Here is a 20,150-nt window from a genome sequence, read left to right as displayed (position 1 = left end):
TTATTCGGCCGCTTCAACCGCGGCGATCATCCTTACCACATCAACTGTTTGCGCCACATCGTGCACTCGCAGGATGTGTGCGCCCTTGCTCAGCGCCAACGCAGCCAAGGCCAGACTGCCATATAGGCGCTCGCCCACCTCATGCCCTAGCACCTTGCCGATCATACTCTTGCGCGACACCCCGACCAGCAGCGGCCGCCCTAGCGCATGCAGCGCCTGCAAATGCTTGAACAGCGACAGGTTGTGCTCCAAGGTTTTCGCAAAACCAAAACCCGGATCAAGAATGACTCGCTCAGCGCCAATCCCAGCCGCCGAACAGGCAGCCAGCCGCTCAAGCAGAAACTCGCGCACTTCTGCGACGACGTCTGGGTATTGTGGATTCTGCTGCATGGTAGTGGGCTCACCGCGCATATGCATCAGGCATACCGGCAGACCACTGTCAGCCGCAGCGTCCAGCGCACCATCACGCTGCAGCGAACGCACGTCATTGATCAACCCAGCACCCAGCCGCGCAGTTTCGCGAATGACTGCTGGCGTTGAAGTGTCCACCGAAATGATCACATCCAGCTCGCGGGCAATGGCCTCAACGACGGGCGCAACCCGCTCCAGCTCCTCAACGGGAGAAACCGCACGAGCGCCAGGGCGCGTCGACTCACCACCCACATCAATCAGTGTCGCCCCCGCCTTAAGCATAGCCTCGGCATGACGCAACGCAGCATCACGCTGGCCGTAGCGCCCACCATCGGAGAAGGAGTCAGGAGTGACGTTTAGGATGCCCATCACTTGCGGACGGCTTAAATCAAGAAACCGGCTGCCACAGGGCAGCCGGTCGAAGGTTGGCGCAACAGACATGGAAAACCTTATAGCTCGGCGGCTGGACCACCAATTGGCTTCTCTGTGGACTCAGCGACTTCAACTGGCGCAGTCGGCGTGCCGTTGTTGTCGTCACCACCCTGCCAGCCTTTCGGCTCACGCGGCGCGAGACCATTCATGATGTCTTCGATCTGCTCGGCATCAATGGTTTCGTACTTCATCAACGCTTCAGCCATCGCATCAAGCTTGTCGCGATTTTCCTGCAACAGGCGCTTGGCGGTGCCGTAGCACTCATCAATGATGCTGCGCACTTCTTGGTCGATCAGCTTGGCGGTATCGGCAGAGACGTTGCTCTGGTTACTACCCATGCTACGACCAAGGAAAACCTCACCCTCTTCTTCCGCGTACATCAGCGGACCGAGTTTTTCCGACAAACCCCACTTGGTGACCATGTTCTTGGCCAACTGGGTGGCACGCATGATGTCGTTGGACGCACCCGTGGTGACGCCATCGAAACCCAAGGTCATTTCTTCAGCAATCCGACCGCCGAACAGCGAGCAGATCTGACTGGTCAGCGCACGCTTGCTCAGGCTGTAACGGTCTTCCTCAGGCAGGAACATGGTCACACCCAGGGCACGGCCACGCGGAATAATCGACACCTTGTAAACCGGGTCATGCTCAGGCACCAGGCGCCCGACAATCGCGTGGCCGGCTTCGTGGAATGCGGTGTTGAGCTTTTCCTTGTCCGACATGACCATGGTTTTGCGCTCGGCGCCCATCATGATCTTGTCTTTGGCCAGCTCGAACTCTTTCATCTCGACCACACGCTTACCAGCACGGGCAGCGAAGAGCGAGGCCTCGTTGACCAGGTTGGCCAGGTCGGCACCGGAGAAGCCCGGCGTACCACGCGCAATCACGGCTGGAGCAACGTCTTCGCCCATTGGCACTTTGCGCATATGCACTTTGAGAATCTGCTCGCGACCACGGATGTCCGGCAGACCCACCACAACCTGACGGTCGAAACGGCCCGGGCGAAGCAGCGCAGGGTCGAGCACGTCAGGACGGTTGGTGGCGGCAATGACGATGATGCCGTCATTCATTTCGAAGCCGTCCATCTCCACCAGCAACTGGTTGAGGGTCTGTTCACGCTCGTCGTGACCACCGCCCATACCAGCACCACGATGGCGACCCACAGCGTCGATCTCATCGATAAAGATAATGCACGGCGCGTGCTTCTTGGCTTGCTCGAACATGTCACGCACACGGGATGCACCGACACCAACGAACATTTCCACGAAGTCCGAACCAGAAATGGTGAAGAACGGCACTTTGGCTTCGCCAGCAACCGCCTTGGCCAGCAGTGTCTTACCGGTACCTGGCGAGCCCACCATCAGCACGCCGCGCGGAATACGCCCACCGAGACGCTGGAATTTGCCTGGATCACGCAGGAACTCAACCAGCTCGCTGACTTCTTCCTTGGCCTCGTCGCAACCGGCGACGTCAGCGAAGGTCGTCTTGACCTGATCTTCCGAGAGCAGGCGCGCCTTGCTCTTACCGAAACTCATCGGCCCACCTTTACCGCCGGCTCCACCTTGCATCTGGCGCATAAAGAACATGAACACGGCGATGATCACCAGAATCGGGAAGCTGGCGACCAGCAACTGAGTCCAGATGCTCTGCTGCTCAGGCTGCTTGCCGACGATCTCGACGTTGTTGTCCATCAGGTCCTTAATCAGGCCATTGTCCTGAATCGCCGGACGCACGGTCTCGAACGAGGAACCATCGGTACGGGTACCGCTAATGATGAAGCCATCAACTGTCACTCGCTTAACGCCGCCATCCTGAACCTGCTGGATAAACTGCGAATAATTGAGTTTGTTCGACTCAGTTGGGCTGGAAAAATTGTTCATCACCGTCACCAAGACGGCGGCGATGATCAGCCACAGGACCAGATTCTTTGCCATGTCGTTCAATTAGCTACCCTCTGAAGCAGGCCCCGTGTCGAAGCGCACTTCGCATGACGACCAGTTATGTACCGATCTAACTTACTACACAACGCCCGCCCCTGGCAGGCGCCGTCTGTAACCCTTTATTTGTTGTGAGACCACAAGAGCTCAGCACAATTCGCCGAACACCTTGCTGCCTCAGAGACCGCGAAAGCCTCGCGCCAGCAGATATTGCTCGCGGGAGCGGTCACGCGAGGACAGCGGCTTGCGCATCTGCACCTTGTCGAACAGCTGACGCACCTGCTTGTGGTACAGATCGAAACCTTCACCCTGGAAGATCTTGATCAGAAAATCACCACCCGGACGCAATACCCGGGTCGACAAATCCAGCGCCAGCTCGCACAGGTACATCGCCCGCGGCTGATCCGATTCCCTTACCCCACTCATATTGGGGGCCATATCGGAAATCACAAGGTCTACCGGATGATCACCGATGGCTTCGAGAATCTGCGCGAACACCGCATCATCGGTAAAGTCGCCCTTGATAAAGGTGACATCCGGGATGCTGTCCATCTCCAAGATATCTGACGCGATCAAACGCCCCTTGTCACCGATCACCCGACTGGTGACTTGCGACCAGCCGCCCGGGGCTGCACCCAGATCGACTACAGTGATGCCAGGCCGCAGGATGCGATCCTTCTCCTGAATTTCCAGCAACTTGTAGCTGGCGCGCGAGCGATAGCCATCCTTCTGCGCCATTTTGACGTAGGGGTCGTTGAAATGCTCTTTCAGCCAACCTTGACTGGTCTTGGAACGGGCCACGCAATACCTCGAATGTGCAACGCATGAATATCTGGGCGGCCCCGAAGTCGCTCGGGTAAACTAACCGCCGTTTTTTACCAGATTAAATGCAGGAATCAGATTATGCCGCTCACTCAAGAGCAGAAGAAACAATTCAAATCTATCGGTCACCATTTGAAGCCTGTATTGATCGTGGCTGACAACGGTCTGACCGAAGGTGTGCTGACTGAACTGGAACGCGCACTGAGCGATCATGAACTGATTAAAGTGCAATTACGCATCACTGAGCGCGAAGATCGCCTTACGGCCATCAATGAACTGTGCAAAGCCGGCAAAGCCGAGCTGGTGCAGGTGATTGGCAAAATGGCGTTGATCTACCGCAAGAACCCGAAAGTGAACAAGAACCTTTCCAACGTTCACCGTCATCACGGCTGATCTATCAGCCGTTGCAAGGCGCGCTCAGCGCCTTTGCAACCCACCTATCCTGCCCAATCTTACTGCTTAGGGCTTGTGCCTGAGCTTTTGCGGCAGCGGCTGCAACACCAGCAACAGGCCGCAAAAGGCCATGACCAAGTAACTGAACATCAACCACAGTTCAGCCTCTGGCAGCAGCTGGCGCACAGCAAAGTAACTGCCCGCCATCGCTACTACAACCAATAGCAATTGCCCGCGGGTATCACGCCACAGGCTTGCCAGGCGTTCGGCACGAATCAGTACCAGCACCTGGAGTCCGGCGCAAACCGCCGCCAGGCCAACCAGCAATGGCCGCAAGGTATTGCCGATTTCTTCCACTAGCAATGAGGCCAGGCCGAGCTTGGCAATTGCAGGCAGCAGCAAAAAATGTAGCAACCAGAGGCCGCCAACCCAGAGCGTCTGAGCCAGCAGCCAGCTGATTGCGCCAGCGTCACGCACCAGCGGCTTAGAGATGGCGAACCTCGACAATCTCATACTCCAGCGCACCGCTCGGCGTCTGCACCACGACCACATCCCCCTCACTCTTGCCGATCAAGGCGCGGGCGATAGGTGAGCCTACAGAAATCTTGCGCTGCTTGATGTCAGCTTCGTCCTCACCCACGATCTGGTAAGTGACGCTTTCATCGGTTTCGCAGTTGGCGATTTCCACGGTGGTGCCGAAAATCACCTTACCCGTGTGCTCAATCGTGGTGACGTCAATGATCACCGCATTCTGCAGGCGGCCCTCGATATCACGGATACGCGCCTCGACCATACCCTGCTGCTCGCGCGCGGCATGGTACTCAGCGTTCTCTTTGAGGTCACCGAGCTCGCGCGCAGTGCCGATATCCTGGCTCAGTTTGGGACGCACCACCTTGGTCAGGTGAGCGTGCTCCTCTTCCAGGGCGCGCGCGCCCTGGACGGTCATTGGGTATTTGATCATGCGTTGATTCCTGCATGCAGATCCTGCAGACGGCGCACAGTCTTCTCGGGACCGAACTTCAGCGCCTCACAGATCGCCTGCCCCGCCGCAATGGTGGTGGTGCAGTAGATCTTGTGCTGCAGAGCGTTACGACGAATGGAGTAGGAGTCAGCAATTGACTGACGACCTTCAGTGGTGTTGATAATCAGAGTGACTTCATCATTCTTGATCATATCGACCACGTGCGGGCGCCCCTCGGTTACCTTGTTGACGCGACGCACGGGCAAACCCGCTGCCTCGATCAGCTTGGCGGTACCGGCAGTGGCCACCACCTCAAAGCCCAGCTCAATCAGGTCACGCGCCACGCCAGCTACCAGCGGCTTATCATCGTCACGCACGCTGATAAAGGCCACGCCAGCGTTTGGCAGAATCTCACTGGCACCCGACTGGGCCTTGGCGAAGGCTTCACCGAACGTGTCGCCCACACCCATCACTTCACCGGTGGACTTCATTTCTGGGCCGAGGATCGGGTCGACGCCTGGGAACTTGGCGAACGGGAACACCGCTTCCTTGACGCTGAAGTACGGCGGAATGATCTCGGCGGTGTAGCCGGCTTCAGCCAGAGTTTTGCCGGCCATCACGCGCGCAGCCACCTTGGCCAGCGAAACGCCGACGCACTTGGAGACAAACGGTACGGTACGCGAGGCGCGCGGGTTCACTTCAATGACGAAGATGTCCTCACCCTGCACGGCCATCTGCACGTTCATCAGGCCCACCACGTCGAGCTCCAAGGCCATTTTCTTGACCTGCTCGCGGATCTCGTCCTGGATGTGCATTGGCAGTGAGTACGGCGGCAGCGAACAGGCAGAGTCGCCCGAGTGCACACCAGCCTGCTCAATGTGTTGCATGATCGCGCCGATCACCACGGTTTCGCCGTCGCACACCGCATCCACGTCCACTTCGATGGCGCAGTTGAGGAAGTGATCGAGCAGCACCGGGCTGTCGTTGGAGACTTTTACCGCTTCGCGCATATAACGCTTGAGCTCGTCTTCCTGGTAGACGATTTCCATCGCACGGCCGCCCAGTACATAGGAAGGACGCACCACCAGCGGGTAACCGATGGTCTTGGAGTGGGCCAAGGCCTCGTCTTCGCTGCGCGCGGTGGCGTTAGCCGGCTGACGCAGACCGAGGCGCTGAACCATCTGCTGGAAGCGCTCGCGATCTTCGGCGCGGTCGATGGCATCAGGCGAGGTACCGATGATTGGTACGCCGGCTTCTTCAAGGGCGCGGCAGATTTTCAGCGGAGTTTGGCCGCCGTACTGCACGATCACACCTTTCGGCTGCTCGACGCGGACGATTTCCAGCACGTCTTCCAGGGTTACCGGCTCGAAGTACAGACGATCGGAGGTGTCGTAGTCGGTAGAGACGGTTTCCGGGTTGCAGTTGACCATGATGGTCTCGTAACCGTCTTCGCGCAGCGCCAGTGCCGCGTGTACGCAGCAGTAGTCGAACTCGATACCCTGACCGATACGGTTCGGCCCGCCACCGAGGATCATGATCTTGTCGCGGCTCGACGGATTGGCTTCGCACTCTTCCTCGTAGGTCGAATACATGTAAGCGGTGTCGGTGGCGAACTCGGCGGCGCAAGTGTCGACGCGCTTGTACACCGGCAGCACTTTCAACTTGTGGCGCTGGCTACGCAGGGTTTTCTCGGTCACGCCAAGCAGCTTGGCCAAGCGAATATCGGAGAAGCCTTTACGCTTGAGCTTGTACATCGAGTCACGATCAATGCTCGACAACGCCAGGGTCTTGATGCGCTCTTCGTCCTTGATCAGATCTTCAATCTGCACCAGGAACCATTCATCGATATTGGTCAGCTCGAAGACTTCGGCCACGGTTTTGCCGGCACGGAAGGCATCGCCGATGTACCAGATACGATCAGCGCTTGGCACAGTCAGTTCGCGACGCAGGGTGCTTTCAACTTCAGGATCGGCCAGATCGAGCATCGGGTCGAGGCCCGAAACGCCCACTTCCAGACCGCGCAGGGCTTTCTGCAGGGATTCCTGGAAGGTACGGCCGATAGCCATGACTTCACCGACCGACTTCATCTGCGTAGTCAGGCGGGCATCGGCTTTCGGGAACTTCTCGAAGGCAAAACGCGGGATCTTGGTTACGACGTAGTCGATGGCCGGCTCGAACGAGGCCGGGGTGCGACCGCCGGTGATGTCGTTGGACAGCTCATCAAGGGTGTAACCCACCGCCAGTTTGGCGGCGATCTTGGCGATCGGGAAGCCAGTGGCCTTGGAAGCCAGCGCAGAGGAGCGCGACACGCGCGGGTTCATCTCGATGACGACCATACGGCCGGTGTTCGGGCAGATGCCGAACTGCACGTTGGAGCCGCCAGTTTCCACGCCGATCTCGCGCAATACAGCCAGGGAGGCGTTACGCAGGATCTGGTATTCCTTGTCGGTCAGGGTTTGCGCCGGAGCCACGGTGATCGAGTCACCGGTGTGCACGCCCATCGGGTCGAAGTTTTCAATGGCGCAGACGATGATGCAGTTGTCCTTTTTATCGCGGACCACTTCCATCTCGTACTCTTTCCAGCCGATCAGCGATTCGTCGATCAGCAGCTCGCTGGTTGGCGACAGATCGATACCGCGGGCGCAGATTTCTTCGAACTCTTCACGGTTGTAAGCAATACCGCCACCGGTGCCGCCCATGGTGAAGGACGGACGGATGATGCACGGGAAGCCAACCTTCTCCAGCACGCCGTAGGCTTCTTCCATGTTGTGCGCGATGCCGGAAACCGGGCAAGCCAGGCCGATGTCTTTCATCGCCTTGTCGAAGCGTGAACGGTCTTCAGCCTTGTCGATGGTGTCGGCGTTGGCACCAATCATCTCGACGCCGAACTTTTCCAGTACACCGTGCTTCTCTAGGTCCAGCGCGCAGTTCAGCGCGGTCTGGCCACCCATGGTTGGCAGCAGCGCGTCTGGGCGCTCCTTCTCGATGATCTTGGCCACGGTGGACCACTTGATCGGCTCGATATAGGTGGCGTCCGCCATGGCCGGGTCGGTCATGATGGTGGCCGGGTTTGAGTTCACCAGAATGACGCGGTAACCCTCTTCTTTCAGCGCTTTACACGCCTGGGCACCGGAATAGTCGAACTCGCAGGCCTGGCCGATAACGATCGGGCCAGCGCCGAGGATCAGGATGCTTTTAATGTCAGTACGTTTTGGCATAGCGGTTACTCGAATCCTTGGGTCAGTCGGCGAGGTTTAGCGGCGCTTGGCCATGGTTTCGATAAAGCGGTCGAACAGCGGGGCCACATCGGCTGGACCGGGGCTCGCTTCAGGGTGACCCTGGAAGCTAAAGGCATCCTTATCAGTACGCTCAATACCCTGCAGAGAACCGTCAAACAGCGACTTGTGGATAGCGCGCAGATTGCTCGGCAGAGTAGCCTCATCCACAGCAAAACCGTGGTTCTGGCTGGTGATCATCACCACACCGGTGTCGAGGTCTTGCACAGGGTGGTTAGCGCCATGGTGACCGTGACCCATCTTCAGGGTTTTGGCGCCTGAGGCCAGAGCCAGCAACTGATGACCGAGGCAGATACCGAACACCGGAATATCAGTTTCCAGTACATCCTTGATTGCCTGGATCGCGTAGTCACAAGGCTCGGGATCACCTGGGCCGTTGGACAGGAACACGCCATCAGGATTAAGCGCCAGCACGTCAGCGGCGGGTGTTTGCGCCGGCACTACAGTCAGGCGGCAGCCACGCTCAACCAGCATGCGCAGGATGTTCCACTTAACCCCGTAGTCGTAAGCCACCACGTGGTATTTCAGCTCACTGGCTGGAATTTCGGGGTGACTGTCGTCTTTCAGGTTCCACACGCTGGAGCGCCACTCATAGCGCTCAGTGCAGCTCACCACTTTGGCCAGGTCCATGCCTTTCAGGCCGGGGAAGCTACGCGCCAATTCCAGGGCTTTTTCTTCAGTGGCGTCATCGCCAACCAAAATGCAGCCGTTCTGCGAACCTTTCTCACGCAGGGTGCGGGTCAGGCGACGGGTGTCGATACCAGCAATGGCGACGGTGCCGTTTTCCTTGAGGTATTCATCCAGCGGCTGCTTGTTGCGCCAGTTACTGGAGGTCAGCGGCAGGTCACGGATAATCAGGCCAGCTGCCCATACGCGATTGGACTCGGCGTCTTCCGGCGTAGTGCCGGTGTTGCCGATGTGCGGATAGGTCAGGGTGACAATCTGCTGGGCATAGGAAGGATCGGTAAGGATTTCCTGATAGCCGGTCATGGCGGTGTTAAAAACCACCTCTCCAATAGTTTGGCCATCGGCACCGATGGCCTCGCCGCGAAAAATACTGCCATCAGCAAGAGCCAAAATGGCAGGTTTAAGGGCTGGCTTACTCAAGAAAACCTCCGAAAATCAAAACGTGAAGCAAACGCAGATTGTAAAAAAGCGGGATGACGTATCGACCGTCACCCCGCTTTTTTATCTGATTCATTCTGCGCAACTTTAGTGGACACACTAAAGCAGAAAGCTTACAGGAAACTGCCTTTTGGGTCCACCGCCAGTTGCGACTCAGACCCAGGTAAAACACATTCCTGCGACAGAATGCCTCAGTTAAGCCCCAGAACGTCCTGCATGTCGTACAGGCCCGGCTGCCGCTGGTGCAACCACAACGCCGCGCGTACAGCGCCTTTGGCGAAGGTCATACGACTGGATGCCTTGTGGGTGATTTCCACACGCTCGCCATCAGCGGCGAACAACACGGTGTGATCACCCACCACATCACCAGCGCGCACCGTGGCAAAACCGATGGTTTCGCGCTCGCGCGCACCGGTCTGGCCTTCACGACCATAGACAGCGACCTTCTGCAGATCACGCCCCAGGGCATTGGCCACTACTTCACCCATACGCAAGGCGGTGCCGGACGGAGCATCGACCTTGTGACGGTGATGAGCTTCGATGATTTCGATATCCACGTCATCACCTAGAACCCGCGCCGCAGTGTCGAGCAATTTCAGGCACAGATTGACGCCGACACTGAAGTTGGCGGCAAACACGATGGAAATCTGTTTACCGGCATCAGCCAGCAGCTGCTTTTCTGCCGGGGAAAAACCGGTGGTGCCGATCACCATAGACTTACCGGCCTGACGGCAGATTTCCAGGTTTTTCAGGGTCACCGACGGATGGGTGAAGTCGATCAGCACATCGAACTGATCGAGCACCGCACTCAGATCGCCGGACAGATTGACGCCAATCTTGCCCTGCGCCACCAGCTCACCAACATCCGCACCAACCAGGCTGCTATCGGCACGATCAATCGCCGCACTCAGTCTTGCACCATCGACCAGCTGCACGGCTTCGACCAGGGTCTTGCCCATACGCCCGGCGGCGCCCATCACAGCAATACGTTGCATAGCTATCAGCTCCAAGCTGTCGCCACAGACTGCAGCAGCCGCTTAGCGACCGCGCAGCCTGTCAGCGGGATTTACAGGTCGCCAAAGAAGCGCTTAACGCCTTCGAACCAGCCATTGGCCTTCGGCGAATGCGAGCTGTCGCCTTCCAGGGTTTTGCGGAACTCATCAAGCAGTTCGCGCTGACGTTTGTCTAGGTTGACCGGGGTTTCCACCGCCACCTTGCACATCAAGTCGCCGGCACCACCACCACGCACGGGCGCGACGCCCTTGCCACGCAAGCGGAACATCTTGCCGGTCTGCGTGCCTTCCGGGATCTTCAGCTTGACTCGACCATCCAGGGTCGGCACTTCCAGCTCGCCACCCAGGGCCGCATCGGCAAAGCTGATCGGCACTTCGCAGTACAGGTGCTTGCCGTCGCGCTGGAAGATCGCGTGCTCGCGCACATTCACCACCACGTACAGGTCGCCCGCCGGGCCGCCCATGGCACCTGCCTCGCCTTCGCCAGACAGACGAATGCGGTCGCCGGTATCGACGCCAGCCGGCACTTTAACCGACAAGGTCTTGTGCTCTTCGACCCGGCCGTGACCGTGGCAGGAGCCGCAAGGATCGGTGATCATCTTGCCGCTGCCGTGGCAACGGGGACAGGTCTGCTGCACCGAGAAGAAGCCTTGCTGCATACGCACCTGGCCAATACCACCACAGGTGGTACAGGTCACCGGCGTGGTGCCCTTCTTCGCGCCCGAGCCATCGCAAGGTTTGCAATTGACCAGCGTCGGCACGCGAATGGTCACCGTAGTGCCGCGCACCGCTTCTTCCAGGTCCAGCTCCAGGGTGTAGCGCAGGTCACTGCCGCGCTGTGCGCCGCCACGTTGACCGCCACGACCACCGCCACCGAAGAAATCGCTAAATACATCACCGAAGATATCGGAGAAGTTCGCCCCGCCCGGGCCGCCACCGCCGCCACCCATTTGCGGATCGACACCGGCGTGGCCGTACTGATCGTAAGCCGAACGTTTGGCCGCATCGGAAAGCACTTCGTAAGCCTCGTTGGCTTCCTTGAACTTCTCTTCGGCGGCTTTATCGTCCGGGTTACGGTCGGGGTGATACTTCATGGCCAGACGGCGGTAGGCTTTTTTCAGCTCCGCTTCGCTGGCGCCGCGCTCGACACCGAGCACCTCATAAAAATCGCGTTTAGCCATAAGTCTTCAACACCTTTAAATCGTCTACTCCAGACACGCCAACGCGGGAGCAAGCTCCCGCGCGGCGGATCATGCCGAACGCGACTCGCGTCACGCTCGGCCAGAGCGGCATAAGCTTGCGCCTATTTATTTGTTGTCTTTGACCTCTTCGAACTCAGCGTCGACCACGTCGTCGCCTGCGTCCTTGGCTTGCTCAGCACCCGGGGCTTGTGCACCTGGCTGCGGCTGCTCGGCGTACATCTTCTGCGCAAGCGGTGCGGTCACTTCGGACAGCGCGGTCATCTTGGCGTCTATTTCAGCTTTGTCGTCACCCTTGATAGCCACTTCCAATGCGCTCAATGCGGTTTCGATAGCAGTCTTCTCGTCGGCAGTAGCTTTGTCGCCGGCCTCGGTGATCATCTTGCGGGTGGCGTGCACCAGCTGATCGCCCTGGTTACGTGCGGTCGCCAGCTCTTCGAACTTGCGATCTTCCTCGGCGTTGACTTCGGCATCACGAACCATCTGCTGAATTTCTTCTTCAGACAGACCGGAATTGGCCTTGATCACGATCGACTGAGTCTTGCCGGTGGCCTTGTCTTTCGCGCCGACGTGCAGGATGCCGTTGGCATCGATATCGAAGGTTACTTCGATCTGCGGTACGCCACGCGGAGCCGGTGGAATCTCGGCCAGGTCGAATTTGCCCAGCGACTTGTTACCGCTGGCTTGCTTGCGCTCGCCCTGCAGCACGTGAATGGTCACGGCACCTTGGTTGTCGTCAGCAGTCGAGAACACTTGCGATTTCTTGGTCGGAATCGTGGTGTTTTTCTCGATCAGCGCAGTCATCACGCCGCCCATGGTTTCGATACCCAGGGTCAGCGGGCTGACGTCGAGCAGCAGCACGTCTTTGACGTCTCCCGACAGTACCGCGCCCTGGATAGCAGCACCCATGGCCACGGCTTCGTCCGGGTTAACGTCTTTACGCGCTTCTTTACCAAAGAAATCAGTAACCAGCTTCTGCACCAGCGGCATACGGGTCTGACCGCCGACCAGAATCACGTCGTTGATCGCACCGATGTCGATACCAGCGTCTTTCAGCGCAATACGGCACGGTTCGATGGTGCGCTGCACCAGGTCTTCAACCAGCGATTCCAGCTTGGCGCGGGATATCTTCACGTTCAGGTGCTTAGGACCGGTGGCGTCTGCAGTGATGTACGGCAGGTTCACGTCGGTCGACTGGCTCGAGGACAGTTCGATCTTGGCTTTCTCAGCAGCTTCTTTCAGGCGCTGCATGGCCAGCGGGTCACCCTTAAGGTTCATGCCGCTTTCTTTCTTGAATTCGTCAACGAGGTAGTCGATCAGACGAATATCGAAGTCTTCACCACCGAGGAAGGTGTCGCCGTTGGTGGCCAACACTTCGAACTGGTGCTCGCCGTCAACCTCAGCAATTTCGATCACGGATACGTCGAAGGTACCGCCACCCAGGTCATAGACGATCACGGTGTGATCGCCCTTGGCCTTGTCCATACCGTACGCCAGAGCAGCCGCGGTAGGCTCGTTGATGATGCGTTTTACATCCAGACCAGCAATACGGCCGGCGTCTTTGGTGGCCTGACGCTGACTGTCGTTGAAGTAGGCCGGCACGGTGATCACCGCTTCGGTCACTGGCTCGCCGAGGTAGTCTTCGGCGGTTTTCTTCATTTTCTTCAGGATTTCAGCCGAGATTTGCGGCGGCGCCATCTTCTGGCCGTTCACTTCAACCCAGGCGTCACCGTTGTCCGCCTTGGCGATCTTGTACGGCACCATTTGGATGTCTTTCTGCACGACGTCTTCTTCAAAACGACGACCGATCAGACGCTTTACCGCATACAGGGTGTTATGCGGATTGGTCACGGCCTGACGCTTGGCCGACTGGCCGACGAGGATTTCACCGTCGTTGGCATACGCGATGATCGACGGCGTAGTACGCGCGCCTTCAGCGTTTTCGATAACTTTAGCGACACCGTTTTCCAGAACCGAGACGCACGAGTTGGTGGTCCCAAGGTCGATACCAATAATTTTGCCCATTTTCACTCTCCCGAAACTTTGATAATCCCGCCGCTGATCGTTGTCAGCGGCGGTAGCACTAAAACGCTTGACTGTTTAATGGGGGCAGCTCGGCGAATTTCAAGCCTGCTCATCGATCGATGGCGGCGCTTCTACCGGTGCCTTGCTGACCACCACCATGGCGGGGCGCAGCAGACGACCATTGAGCATGTAGCCCTTCTGGAACACCTTGAGCACGCTATTTGGCTCGACGCTGGTGCTTTCCTGCATCGCCATCGCCTGATGGTGTTCGGCGTTGAACGGTGCACCATGCGGATCAATGGCTTCCAACTGGTGACGCTTGAGGGTGTCGCCGAACAGCTTGAGTGTCAGCTCCATGCCCTCACGTACAGCCTTGATCGCCTCATCATCAGGATTCGACAGCTCAAGACCGCGCTCCAGGCTATCCACCACCGGCAACAGGTCGTTGGCGAATTTCTCCAGAGCGAATTTGTGCGCCTTCTCTACATCCTGCTCGGCGCGGCGGCGCACATTCTGCAGATCGGCAGCCATGCGCAGCGACTGATCCTGCGCAGTAGCCAGTTGCTCTTCCAGCGCTTGCACGCGGGCAACCAGGTCATCGCCCGCAGCCGCTTCTGCAGCTGTTTGTACATCGGGATTCTGCGTATCCAGGGTCTGTTCGTCAGCCATGCGTCTCTCCTCTTATAAATCCGACGCGAGCCTTAACTCACGTACCTGGCTGCTATATGGGGTCAAAAAATGTGGTTTCAAGGACAACAGACGGATTGTCAGCCCACAAAAAAACACTGTATAAATAACCAGACATGAACTTGGGAGGCCCTCGCCATGCTGGTGCACCTGTCCGTACACAACTACGCCATCGTTGAACACCTTGATCTAGAGCTGGACGCCGGCATGAGCGTGATCAGCGGTGAAACCGGCGCGGGCAAGTCGATCATGCTCGATGCCCTAGGCCTGACCCTGGGTGATCGTGCCGACAGCGGCGTGGTCCGTCCCGGTGCGGACAAGGCGGACATCCTCGCCAGCTTCGACCTGCACGACATCCCCGAAGCCCGCGCCTGGTTGGCCGAGCGTGACCTGGACAACGACGGCCCGTGCATCCTGCGCCGAGTGATCACCGCCGAAGGCCGCTCGCGCGGCTATATCAACGGATCACCCTGCCCGCAAGGCGACCTCAAGGCTCTAGGCGAACTGCTGATCGACATTCACAGCCAACACGAACATCAGTCTCTGCTCAAACCTGACACCCACCGCCGCCTGCTTGATGAATATGCTGGCAGCCAGGAACTGGCGCGCCAGGTGCAGCTCGCTGCACAGCGCTGGAAACAGACGCGCAATGAGCTGGAACGCATCGCCAACATCGGCGACGAGCAACGCGCACGCCACCAATTGCTCAGTTATCAGCTCGAAGAACTGGATAACCTAGCCTTGGGTGAGGACGAGCTAGAACAACTGGAGCAGGAACATAAAAACCTGACCAACGCCGAAAGCCTGCTCAGCGCATGCCGCCTGGTGATCGAGCAATGCAGCGAGAATGACGCTGGCAACGTGCTGTCCGCCCTGACCAGCAGCCTCAATCGCCTCAGCGCCTTCCAGGGTCAGCCCGGCGCATTGAGCGAAGCCACCAACCTGCTGGCCAGCGCGCAAATCCAGGTAGAAGAAGCCGTCGGCGAGCTGAACCGCTTTCTCGACCACTTCGACGCCGACCCCGAGCGCCTGCAGCAAATGGAAGAACGCCTGGACGCGATCTACACCCTGGCGCGCAAGCACCGCATCCAACCAACCGAGTTGGGCGCCATGCAGCAACAGCTGTTTGAAGAGCTGGAAAGCCTGAATGCCGACGACCAGGCTGCCGAGCGCCTGAGCGACGAACTGGCCGCCTTCGAGCGGCATTATCAGGAAAAGGCTGCCGAGCTGAGCACTTTGCGTAATAGCGCCGCCGACCAGTTGGCCAGAGCAGTTGAACAGGAAATGCAGAACCTCGGCATGCCGGGCGGGCGTTTCAACATCAAGCTAAGCGCCAACAGCAGCAGCGAGCCACACCCGAATGGCCTGGAGCAGCTGGAGTTTCTCGTCAGCGCCAACCCTGGCCAACCGCTGAAAGCCCTGGCCAAAGTTGCCTCGGGCGGCGAGCTGTCGCGTATCAGCCTGGCGATTCAGGTGATCACCGCGCAAACCTCGCGGGTACCGACGTTGGTATTCGATGAAGTTGACGTCGGCATCGGCGGCCCCACCGCAGAAGTGGTCGGGCAACTGTTGCGCCGGCTCGGCGAGCGCGGCCAGGTGCTGACTGTTACCCACTTGCCGCAAGTAGCCGCACAAGGTCACCAGCACTTATTTGTGCACAAAGTGCGCGACAGTGACGCCACCCGTACCGCTGTCAGCAAGCTAGACAGCGCGCAGCGTGTCGAGGAAATCGCACGCATGCTCGGCGGCGTCGACCTGACAGAGGAGTCATTGGCCCACGCCAGAAAGATGGTCAGCAGCGCTCAAGCCTGACCCCAAAACACAGCAAGAAAAAAGGCGACCCCAAGGTCGCCTTTTTCATATGCCGATCAATCAGCTCTTTTTGCGCACATACAGCACAAGGTTGTGATCAACCAGCTCAAAGCCGTGTTCTTTGACGATTTCTTTCTGACGCTTTTCAATCTCGGCATCGAAGAACTCGATCACTTCACCGGAATCGACACAGACCATATGGTCGTGATGGCCGCTGTCCGCCAATTCGAAGACCGCATGACCGCCATCGAAGTTATGACGAACCACCAGACCTGCTGCTTCAAACTGGGTCAGTACGCGGTACACAGTCGCCAAACCTACGTCGTCACCCGCCTCCATCAGTGCCTTGTAGACATCTTCAGCACTCATGTGACGCTGACCGGCAGAGTCGAGCATTTGCAGTATCTTGACCCGTGGCAGGGTCACTTTCAGGCCAGCCTTACGTAGTTCGCTATTTTCAACCATGGTCTGCTTTCTCACGGAAGCGGCTTCGCAGCTTCCTTTATTGCGGGTATGATCCGGGGTTATATTGCCCAGCCAAGATAGTGGAAGTCGCCCACCGATGCAAAAAACCAAACTCCTGCTGACCAGCCTCACCCTTACGGGGCTACTCGCACTCGCCGGTTGTTCATTCCCCGGGGTTTATAAAATCGACATTCAACAGGGCAATGTCGTCACGCAGGACATGATAGACCAGTTGCGCCCGGGAATGACCCGCAAGCAAGTGCGGTTTATCATGGGCAACCCTCTGCTGACTGACACCTTCCACGCCAATCGTTGGGATTACCTGTACAGCATCCAGCCGGGTGGCGGTAAGCGCCTGCAGGAGCGTGTAAGCGTTAACTTCAATGCCGACGACCAACTGGTTGGCTTGTCTGGCGACTTTATGCCGGGCGTCAGCCGCGACCAGGCCATCCTGGGTGAAGACAGCGGCGTTACCACTCCGCAAGCCACTCAGCAGCCGCAGGTTGAAGATAAGCCCGCTCCGGGCTCGCTACTGGAGCAGATTCAGCGCGAAGTGGACGACGTGAAAGTCGTGCCGGTACCGACTCCAGAGCCTCTGGAAAGCACACCGCAGTAATATTTGCTGATAAAAAAGCCCGGACATGTCCGGGCTTTTTTATACCTGCATCTCTGCAAATCACGCTTTCAGCACTTACTGTCCGGCATCCTCGGCCTTGGCTTGCGCCGCTTTGGCCGCACGCTGCTTGCGCACTTCTTTCGGATCGGCAATCAGCGGCCGGTAGATCTCCACCCGCTCACCCTCTTCCAGCACGCGCTCATCGGGCTTGCTCACTGCCTTGCCAAAAATCCCCAGCGGGCTGTTGTGCAGATCCAGATCGGGAAAATGCGCCTGCATCCCGGACTGCACCGCTGCCTGACGCACCGTGGTGCCATAGGGCAGGCTTAAGCGCAGCAGCTTCTGCTTGTCGGCCAGGGCATAGGCCACTTCGACCACGATATTTGGCTTATCCATAAAGTTGCTTGGCCCTTTGGCAGAAAGCATCGACCAGAGTATTGGTGGCCTGATTGAACAGCGGCCCGAGGGTCGCGCGCACCAGTGGCCCGGCGTAGTCGAAGGTCAGATCCAGGCTGATCTTGCAGGCCTTTTCGCCCAGTGCCTTGAACTCCCAATGGCCATATAACTGGGTGAACGGCCCCTCGACCAGAGTCAGCTTGATCAGCTCGCCCGGCACCAGGGTGTTGGCCGTGACAAAGCGCTGGCTCAAGCCGCCTTTAGCCACCGCAAGGCTGGCGCGCATATGCGTCTCGCTGACCTCAAGCACTTCACTGGCCGAACACCAGGGCAAAAACTGGGGGTAACTGGCCACATCATTGACCAGATCAAACAGCGCCCGCGCGGGATAAGGCAACAGCGCCGAACGCTGAATATGAGTGCTCATAACCCAACCACTTGGCTAAACAGGATGCAGGCGATCATTTGCTCAGCTCTGCGATAAACACGATCAGCACGCCAATTGGCGCGACCACACGAATCAACCAGTACACCACGTTGAACAGCAGTGGGCTTTTCATCGCCAGCTCTTCGCGCACGGCTTCACGCTTTAGCACCCAGCCGGCGAATAGGGCGAATGCCAGGCCACCGAGCGGCAACAGAATACGGCTGGTCAGGTAATCGATGGTGTCGAAGAAATTCCGCCCACCTTCGGCGCCCCATTGGAATAGGTGGAAACCATCCTCGCCAAAAACAAAGAACTTCGCTTCAGCCCCCAAGTTAAAGGACAGCACCGTACCCATACCGACTACCCAGCAGAGGAACGCCAACACACTGGTCACCAGCACCCGGCTGCGCTTGGTGCGCTCGACCAGATAGGCCACCGCCGGCTCCAGCATGGAGATCGACGAGGTCCATGCAGCGATCAGCACCAGGATAAAGAACAGCGTTCCCATCACCTGGCCAAAAGCGATATTGCCGAACGCCACTGGCAGGGTGACAAACATCAGCCCTGGCCCTGCGCCAGGCTCCAGACCACCGGCGAAGACGATGGGAAAAAGCGCCATACCAGCAGTGAGAGCTACCAGGGTGTCGAGAATACCGACGGTGAGAATGGTGCCGCCAATCGAGGCGTTCTTAGGCATATACGAGCCGTAAACCATGATCGCGCCCACGCCGACGCTCAGGGTAAAGAAGGCATGGCCCATGGCGGCCAGCACACCATCGAGCACGCGGTCCGGCTGGAAATCGAAGAGAAAGTGAAAGCCCTGCATAAAGTGCCCGGTGGTCATGCTGTAACCCAGCAGCACTATTAGCAGCACGAACAGCAGCGGCATCATGATGCGCAGGCTGCGCTCAAGACCAGCCACCACGCCACGGGCGATGACAAAGCCGGTCAGCAGCATAAACAGCGTATGCCACAAGGTCAGCCGCCAAGGGTCGGCCGTCAGCGCACCAAACGCGGCGCCAGCACCCTCGGCACTCACGCCGGTAAACTGCCCGCCACCCATGCTGAGGATGTAATCCAGCGACCAACCGGCGACCACACTATAAAACGACAGAATCAGCAACGCCGCGATCATGCCCATCAGCGCTGCCCAGGACCATTTAGGCGAAGCACCCGACTCAATGGCCAGGGTCTTGAGGGTATTCACCGGGCTCTGCCGGCCGCGCCGACCAATCAGGGTTTCAGCGAGCATGATCGGTAAGCCGACCATAAAGATGCACACCAGGTACATCATCACGAAAGCCCCGCCGCCGTACATGCCGGTCATATAGGGGAACTTCCAGATATTGCCCAAGCCAACAGCCGAGCCCGTCGCAGCCAGAATAAACACCCAACGGCTGGCCCAGGCGCCGTGTATCGAAACCTTATCGTTCGCCATGCTCGGCTAGCCTGCTCTATTGAAAAAAGATCGCGCATTGTCGGGGATTCGCCAGGGCGGCTCAAGCACAGCCGACACCGCGCAGTGCCCAGCCGCCAAGCAGAGCCGATTTTGCCCTGCCGTACACATAGCGCCCGCGCCAGTGACTCCCTATAATGCGCGCCCTATGGCTAAACAAAAGAAACACCCGCAAGGCACCATCGCGCAAAACAAGAAGGCGATGCACGACTACTTCGTCGAATCCAGGTTCGAGGCAGGCTTGGTCCTGGCTGGCTGGGAAGTGAAAAGTCTGCGCGCCGGCAAAGCTCAGTTGGTCGACAGCTATGTGTTGCTGAAAAACGACGAAGCCTGGCTGATGGGCTGCCACATCACCCCACTGACGGCAGCGAGCACCCATGTGATCGCTGACCCGACGCGCACCCGCAAGCTGCTGCTGAATAAACGCGAGTTGGACAAGCTGTTCGGCGCCGTCCAGCAGAAAGGCTACGCTTGCGTGGCCATGTCGATTTATTGGAAGGCGCACCTGATCAAGTGCGAAATTGCCCTGGCCAAAGGCAAGAAGGACTTCGACAAGCGCCACACCGAGAAAGAGCGCGACGCCGACCGCGAAGTGCAGCGCGCGATGCGCAGCAAAGGCAAAGACGAGTAAATCGACTCTGCACTAATGAAAACGCCCCGCAATGCGGGGCGTTTTT

Annotated in this window: 19 protein-coding genes; 4 read left to right on the top strand and 15 right to left on the bottom strand. The window is 58.3% G+C overall.

From position 1 onward, the window contains the following. The 3 genes from folP to rlmE all read right to left on the bottom strand — a co-directional run bounded on the left by folP (position 1) and on the right by rlmE (position 3,581). A complete protein-coding gene (gene folP, locus HCI85_RS20460; protein ID WP_167147734.1) occupies positions 1-852 on the bottom strand; it encodes a dihydropteroate synthase in 852 nt (283 codons plus the stop codon). Between the two features lie 8 nt (positions 853-860). Continuing rightward, a complete protein-coding gene (ftsH, locus tag HCI85_RS20455) occupies positions 861-2,777 on the bottom strand; it encodes an ATP-dependent zinc metalloprotease FtsH (RefSeq protein ID WP_090255974.1) in 1,917 nt (638 codons plus the stop codon). Positions 2,778-2,957: 180 nt separating this feature from the next. After that, positions 2,958-3,581 (bottom strand): 23S rRNA (uridine(2552)-2'-O)-methyltransferase RlmE, encoded by a 624-nt coding sequence (rlmE, locus tag HCI85_RS20450; RefSeq protein WP_090255973.1) that lies wholly within the window; start codon positions 3,579-3,581, stop codon positions 2,958-2,960. 102 nt (positions 3,582-3,683) lie between these two features. On the opposite strand from rlmE, the gene yhbY reads away from it, so the two are divergent. Further along, complete coding sequence (yhbY, locus tag HCI85_RS20445) at positions 3,684-3,995, top strand: ribosome assembly RNA-binding protein YhbY (RefSeq protein ID WP_090255972.1); 312 nt, start codon at positions 3,684-3,686, stop codon at positions 3,993-3,995. A 66-nt stretch (positions 3,996-4,061) separates the two neighbouring features. Here the strand turns inward: yhbY and HCI85_RS20440 are convergent, their stop codons facing one another. From HCI85_RS20440 to grpE, 8 genes are all read right to left on the bottom strand, one after another. Then, positions 4,062-4,508, bottom strand: a complete 447-nt coding sequence (locus tag HCI85_RS20440; RefSeq protein ID WP_167147731.1) for a DUF4149 domain-containing protein — start codon at positions 4,506-4,508, stop codon at positions 4,062-4,064. Beyond that, positions 4,480-4,956 carry a transcription elongation factor GreA gene (greA, locus tag HCI85_RS20435; protein WP_160088698.1) on the bottom strand — a complete coding sequence of 159 codons (477 nt, stop codon included), beginning with the start codon at positions 4,954-4,956 and terminating at the stop codon, positions 4,480-4,482. Before greA ends, HCI85_RS20440 begins: the two co-directional genes overlap by 29 nt. Continuing rightward, positions 4,953-8,174 (bottom strand): carbamoyl-phosphate synthase large subunit, encoded by a 3,222-nt coding sequence (carB, locus tag HCI85_RS20430; RefSeq protein WP_167147728.1) that lies wholly within the window; start codon positions 8,172-8,174, stop codon positions 4,953-4,955. The genes greA and carB overlap by 4 nt, the downstream gene beginning before the upstream one ends. A gap of 36 nt (positions 8,175-8,210) precedes the next feature. Next, positions 8,211-9,359 carry a glutamine-hydrolyzing carbamoyl-phosphate synthase small subunit gene (gene carA / locus HCI85_RS20425; RefSeq protein ID WP_167147725.1) on the bottom strand — a complete coding sequence of 383 codons (1,149 nt, stop codon included), beginning with the start codon at positions 9,357-9,359 and terminating at the stop codon, positions 8,211-8,213. Positions 9,360-9,568: 209 nt separating this feature from the next. Continuing rightward, entirely contained in the window at positions 9,569-10,372 is an 804-nt protein-coding gene (gene dapB / locus HCI85_RS20420; protein WP_167147721.1) for a 4-hydroxy-tetrahydrodipicolinate reductase, read from the bottom strand. 71 nt (positions 10,373-10,443) lie between these two features. Continuing rightward, positions 10,444-11,571 (bottom strand): molecular chaperone DnaJ, encoded by a 1,128-nt coding sequence (dnaJ, locus tag HCI85_RS20415; protein WP_090255965.1) that lies wholly within the window; start codon positions 11,569-11,571, stop codon positions 10,444-10,446. A gap of 126 nt (positions 11,572-11,697) precedes the next feature. Further along, complete coding sequence (dnaK, locus tag HCI85_RS20410; protein WP_090255964.1) at positions 11,698-13,614, bottom strand: molecular chaperone DnaK; 1,917 nt, start codon at positions 13,612-13,614, stop codon at positions 11,698-11,700. Positions 13,615-13,713: 99 nt separating this feature from the next. Further along, positions 13,714-14,283: a nucleotide exchange factor GrpE gene (grpE, locus tag HCI85_RS20405; RefSeq protein WP_160088708.1), complete on the bottom strand. Its 570-nt coding sequence runs from the start codon at positions 14,281-14,283 to the stop codon at positions 13,714-13,716. Positions 14,284-14,439: 156 nt separating this feature from the next. Between grpE and recN the strand changes: the two genes are divergently transcribed. Then, entirely contained in the window at positions 14,440-16,113 is a 1,674-nt protein-coding gene (gene recN / locus HCI85_RS20400; protein ID WP_090255962.1) for a DNA repair protein RecN, read from the top strand. Between the two features lie 60 nt (positions 16,114-16,173). Here the strand turns inward: recN and fur are convergent, their stop codons facing one another. Continuing rightward, the gene (fur, locus tag HCI85_RS20395) at positions 16,174-16,578 is read right to left on the bottom strand and encodes a ferric iron uptake transcriptional regulator (RefSeq protein WP_090255961.1); all 405 of its coding nucleotides are present in this window, start codon (positions 16,576-16,578) and stop codon (positions 16,174-16,176) included. 97 nt (positions 16,579-16,675) lie between these two features. On the opposite strand from fur, the gene HCI85_RS20390 reads away from it, so the two are divergent. Continuing rightward, a complete protein-coding gene (locus tag HCI85_RS20390) occupies positions 16,676-17,194 on the top strand; it encodes an outer membrane protein assembly factor BamE (RefSeq protein WP_160088712.1) in 519 nt (172 codons plus the stop codon). Between the two features lie 75 nt (positions 17,195-17,269). Here HCI85_RS20390 and HCI85_RS20385 read toward each other — a convergent pair whose 3' ends face one another. The 3 genes from HCI85_RS20385 to HCI85_RS20375 are packed head-to-tail and all read right to left on the bottom strand — an operon-like array spanning position 17,270 to position 19,455. After that, positions 17,270-17,590 carry an RnfH family protein gene (locus HCI85_RS20385; RefSeq protein ID WP_167147718.1) on the bottom strand — a complete coding sequence of 107 codons (321 nt, stop codon included), beginning with the start codon at positions 17,588-17,590 and terminating at the stop codon, positions 17,270-17,272. Continuing rightward, positions 17,583-18,017: a type II toxin-antitoxin system RatA family toxin gene (locus tag HCI85_RS20380; RefSeq protein ID WP_167147715.1), complete on the bottom strand. Its 435-nt coding sequence runs from the start codon at positions 18,015-18,017 to the stop codon at positions 17,583-17,585. The genes HCI85_RS20385 and HCI85_RS20380 overlap by 8 nt, the downstream gene beginning before the upstream one ends. A gap of 34 nt (positions 18,018-18,051) precedes the next feature. Next, entirely contained in the window at positions 18,052-19,455 is a 1,404-nt protein-coding gene (locus tag HCI85_RS20375; protein ID WP_167147712.1) for a sodium-dependent transporter, read from the bottom strand. 166 nt (positions 19,456-19,621) lie between these two features. On the opposite strand from HCI85_RS20375, the gene smpB reads away from it, so the two are divergent. After that, positions 19,622-20,104: an SsrA-binding protein SmpB gene (gene smpB, locus HCI85_RS20370; protein ID WP_090255207.1), complete on the top strand. Its 483-nt coding sequence runs from the start codon at positions 19,622-19,624 to the stop codon at positions 20,102-20,104. Positions 20,105-20,150: the final 46 nt, after the last annotated feature.

It is taken from the genome of Pseudomonas sp. OTU750018, from assembly GCF_011636575.1.
GTDB lineage: Bacteria > Pseudomonadota > Gammaproteobacteria > Pseudomonadales > Pseudomonadaceae > Aquipseudomonas > Aquipseudomonas peli.
Note: the sequence above shows the minus strand (reverse complement) of the source record. Positions and strands in the feature narration are given on the sequence as shown.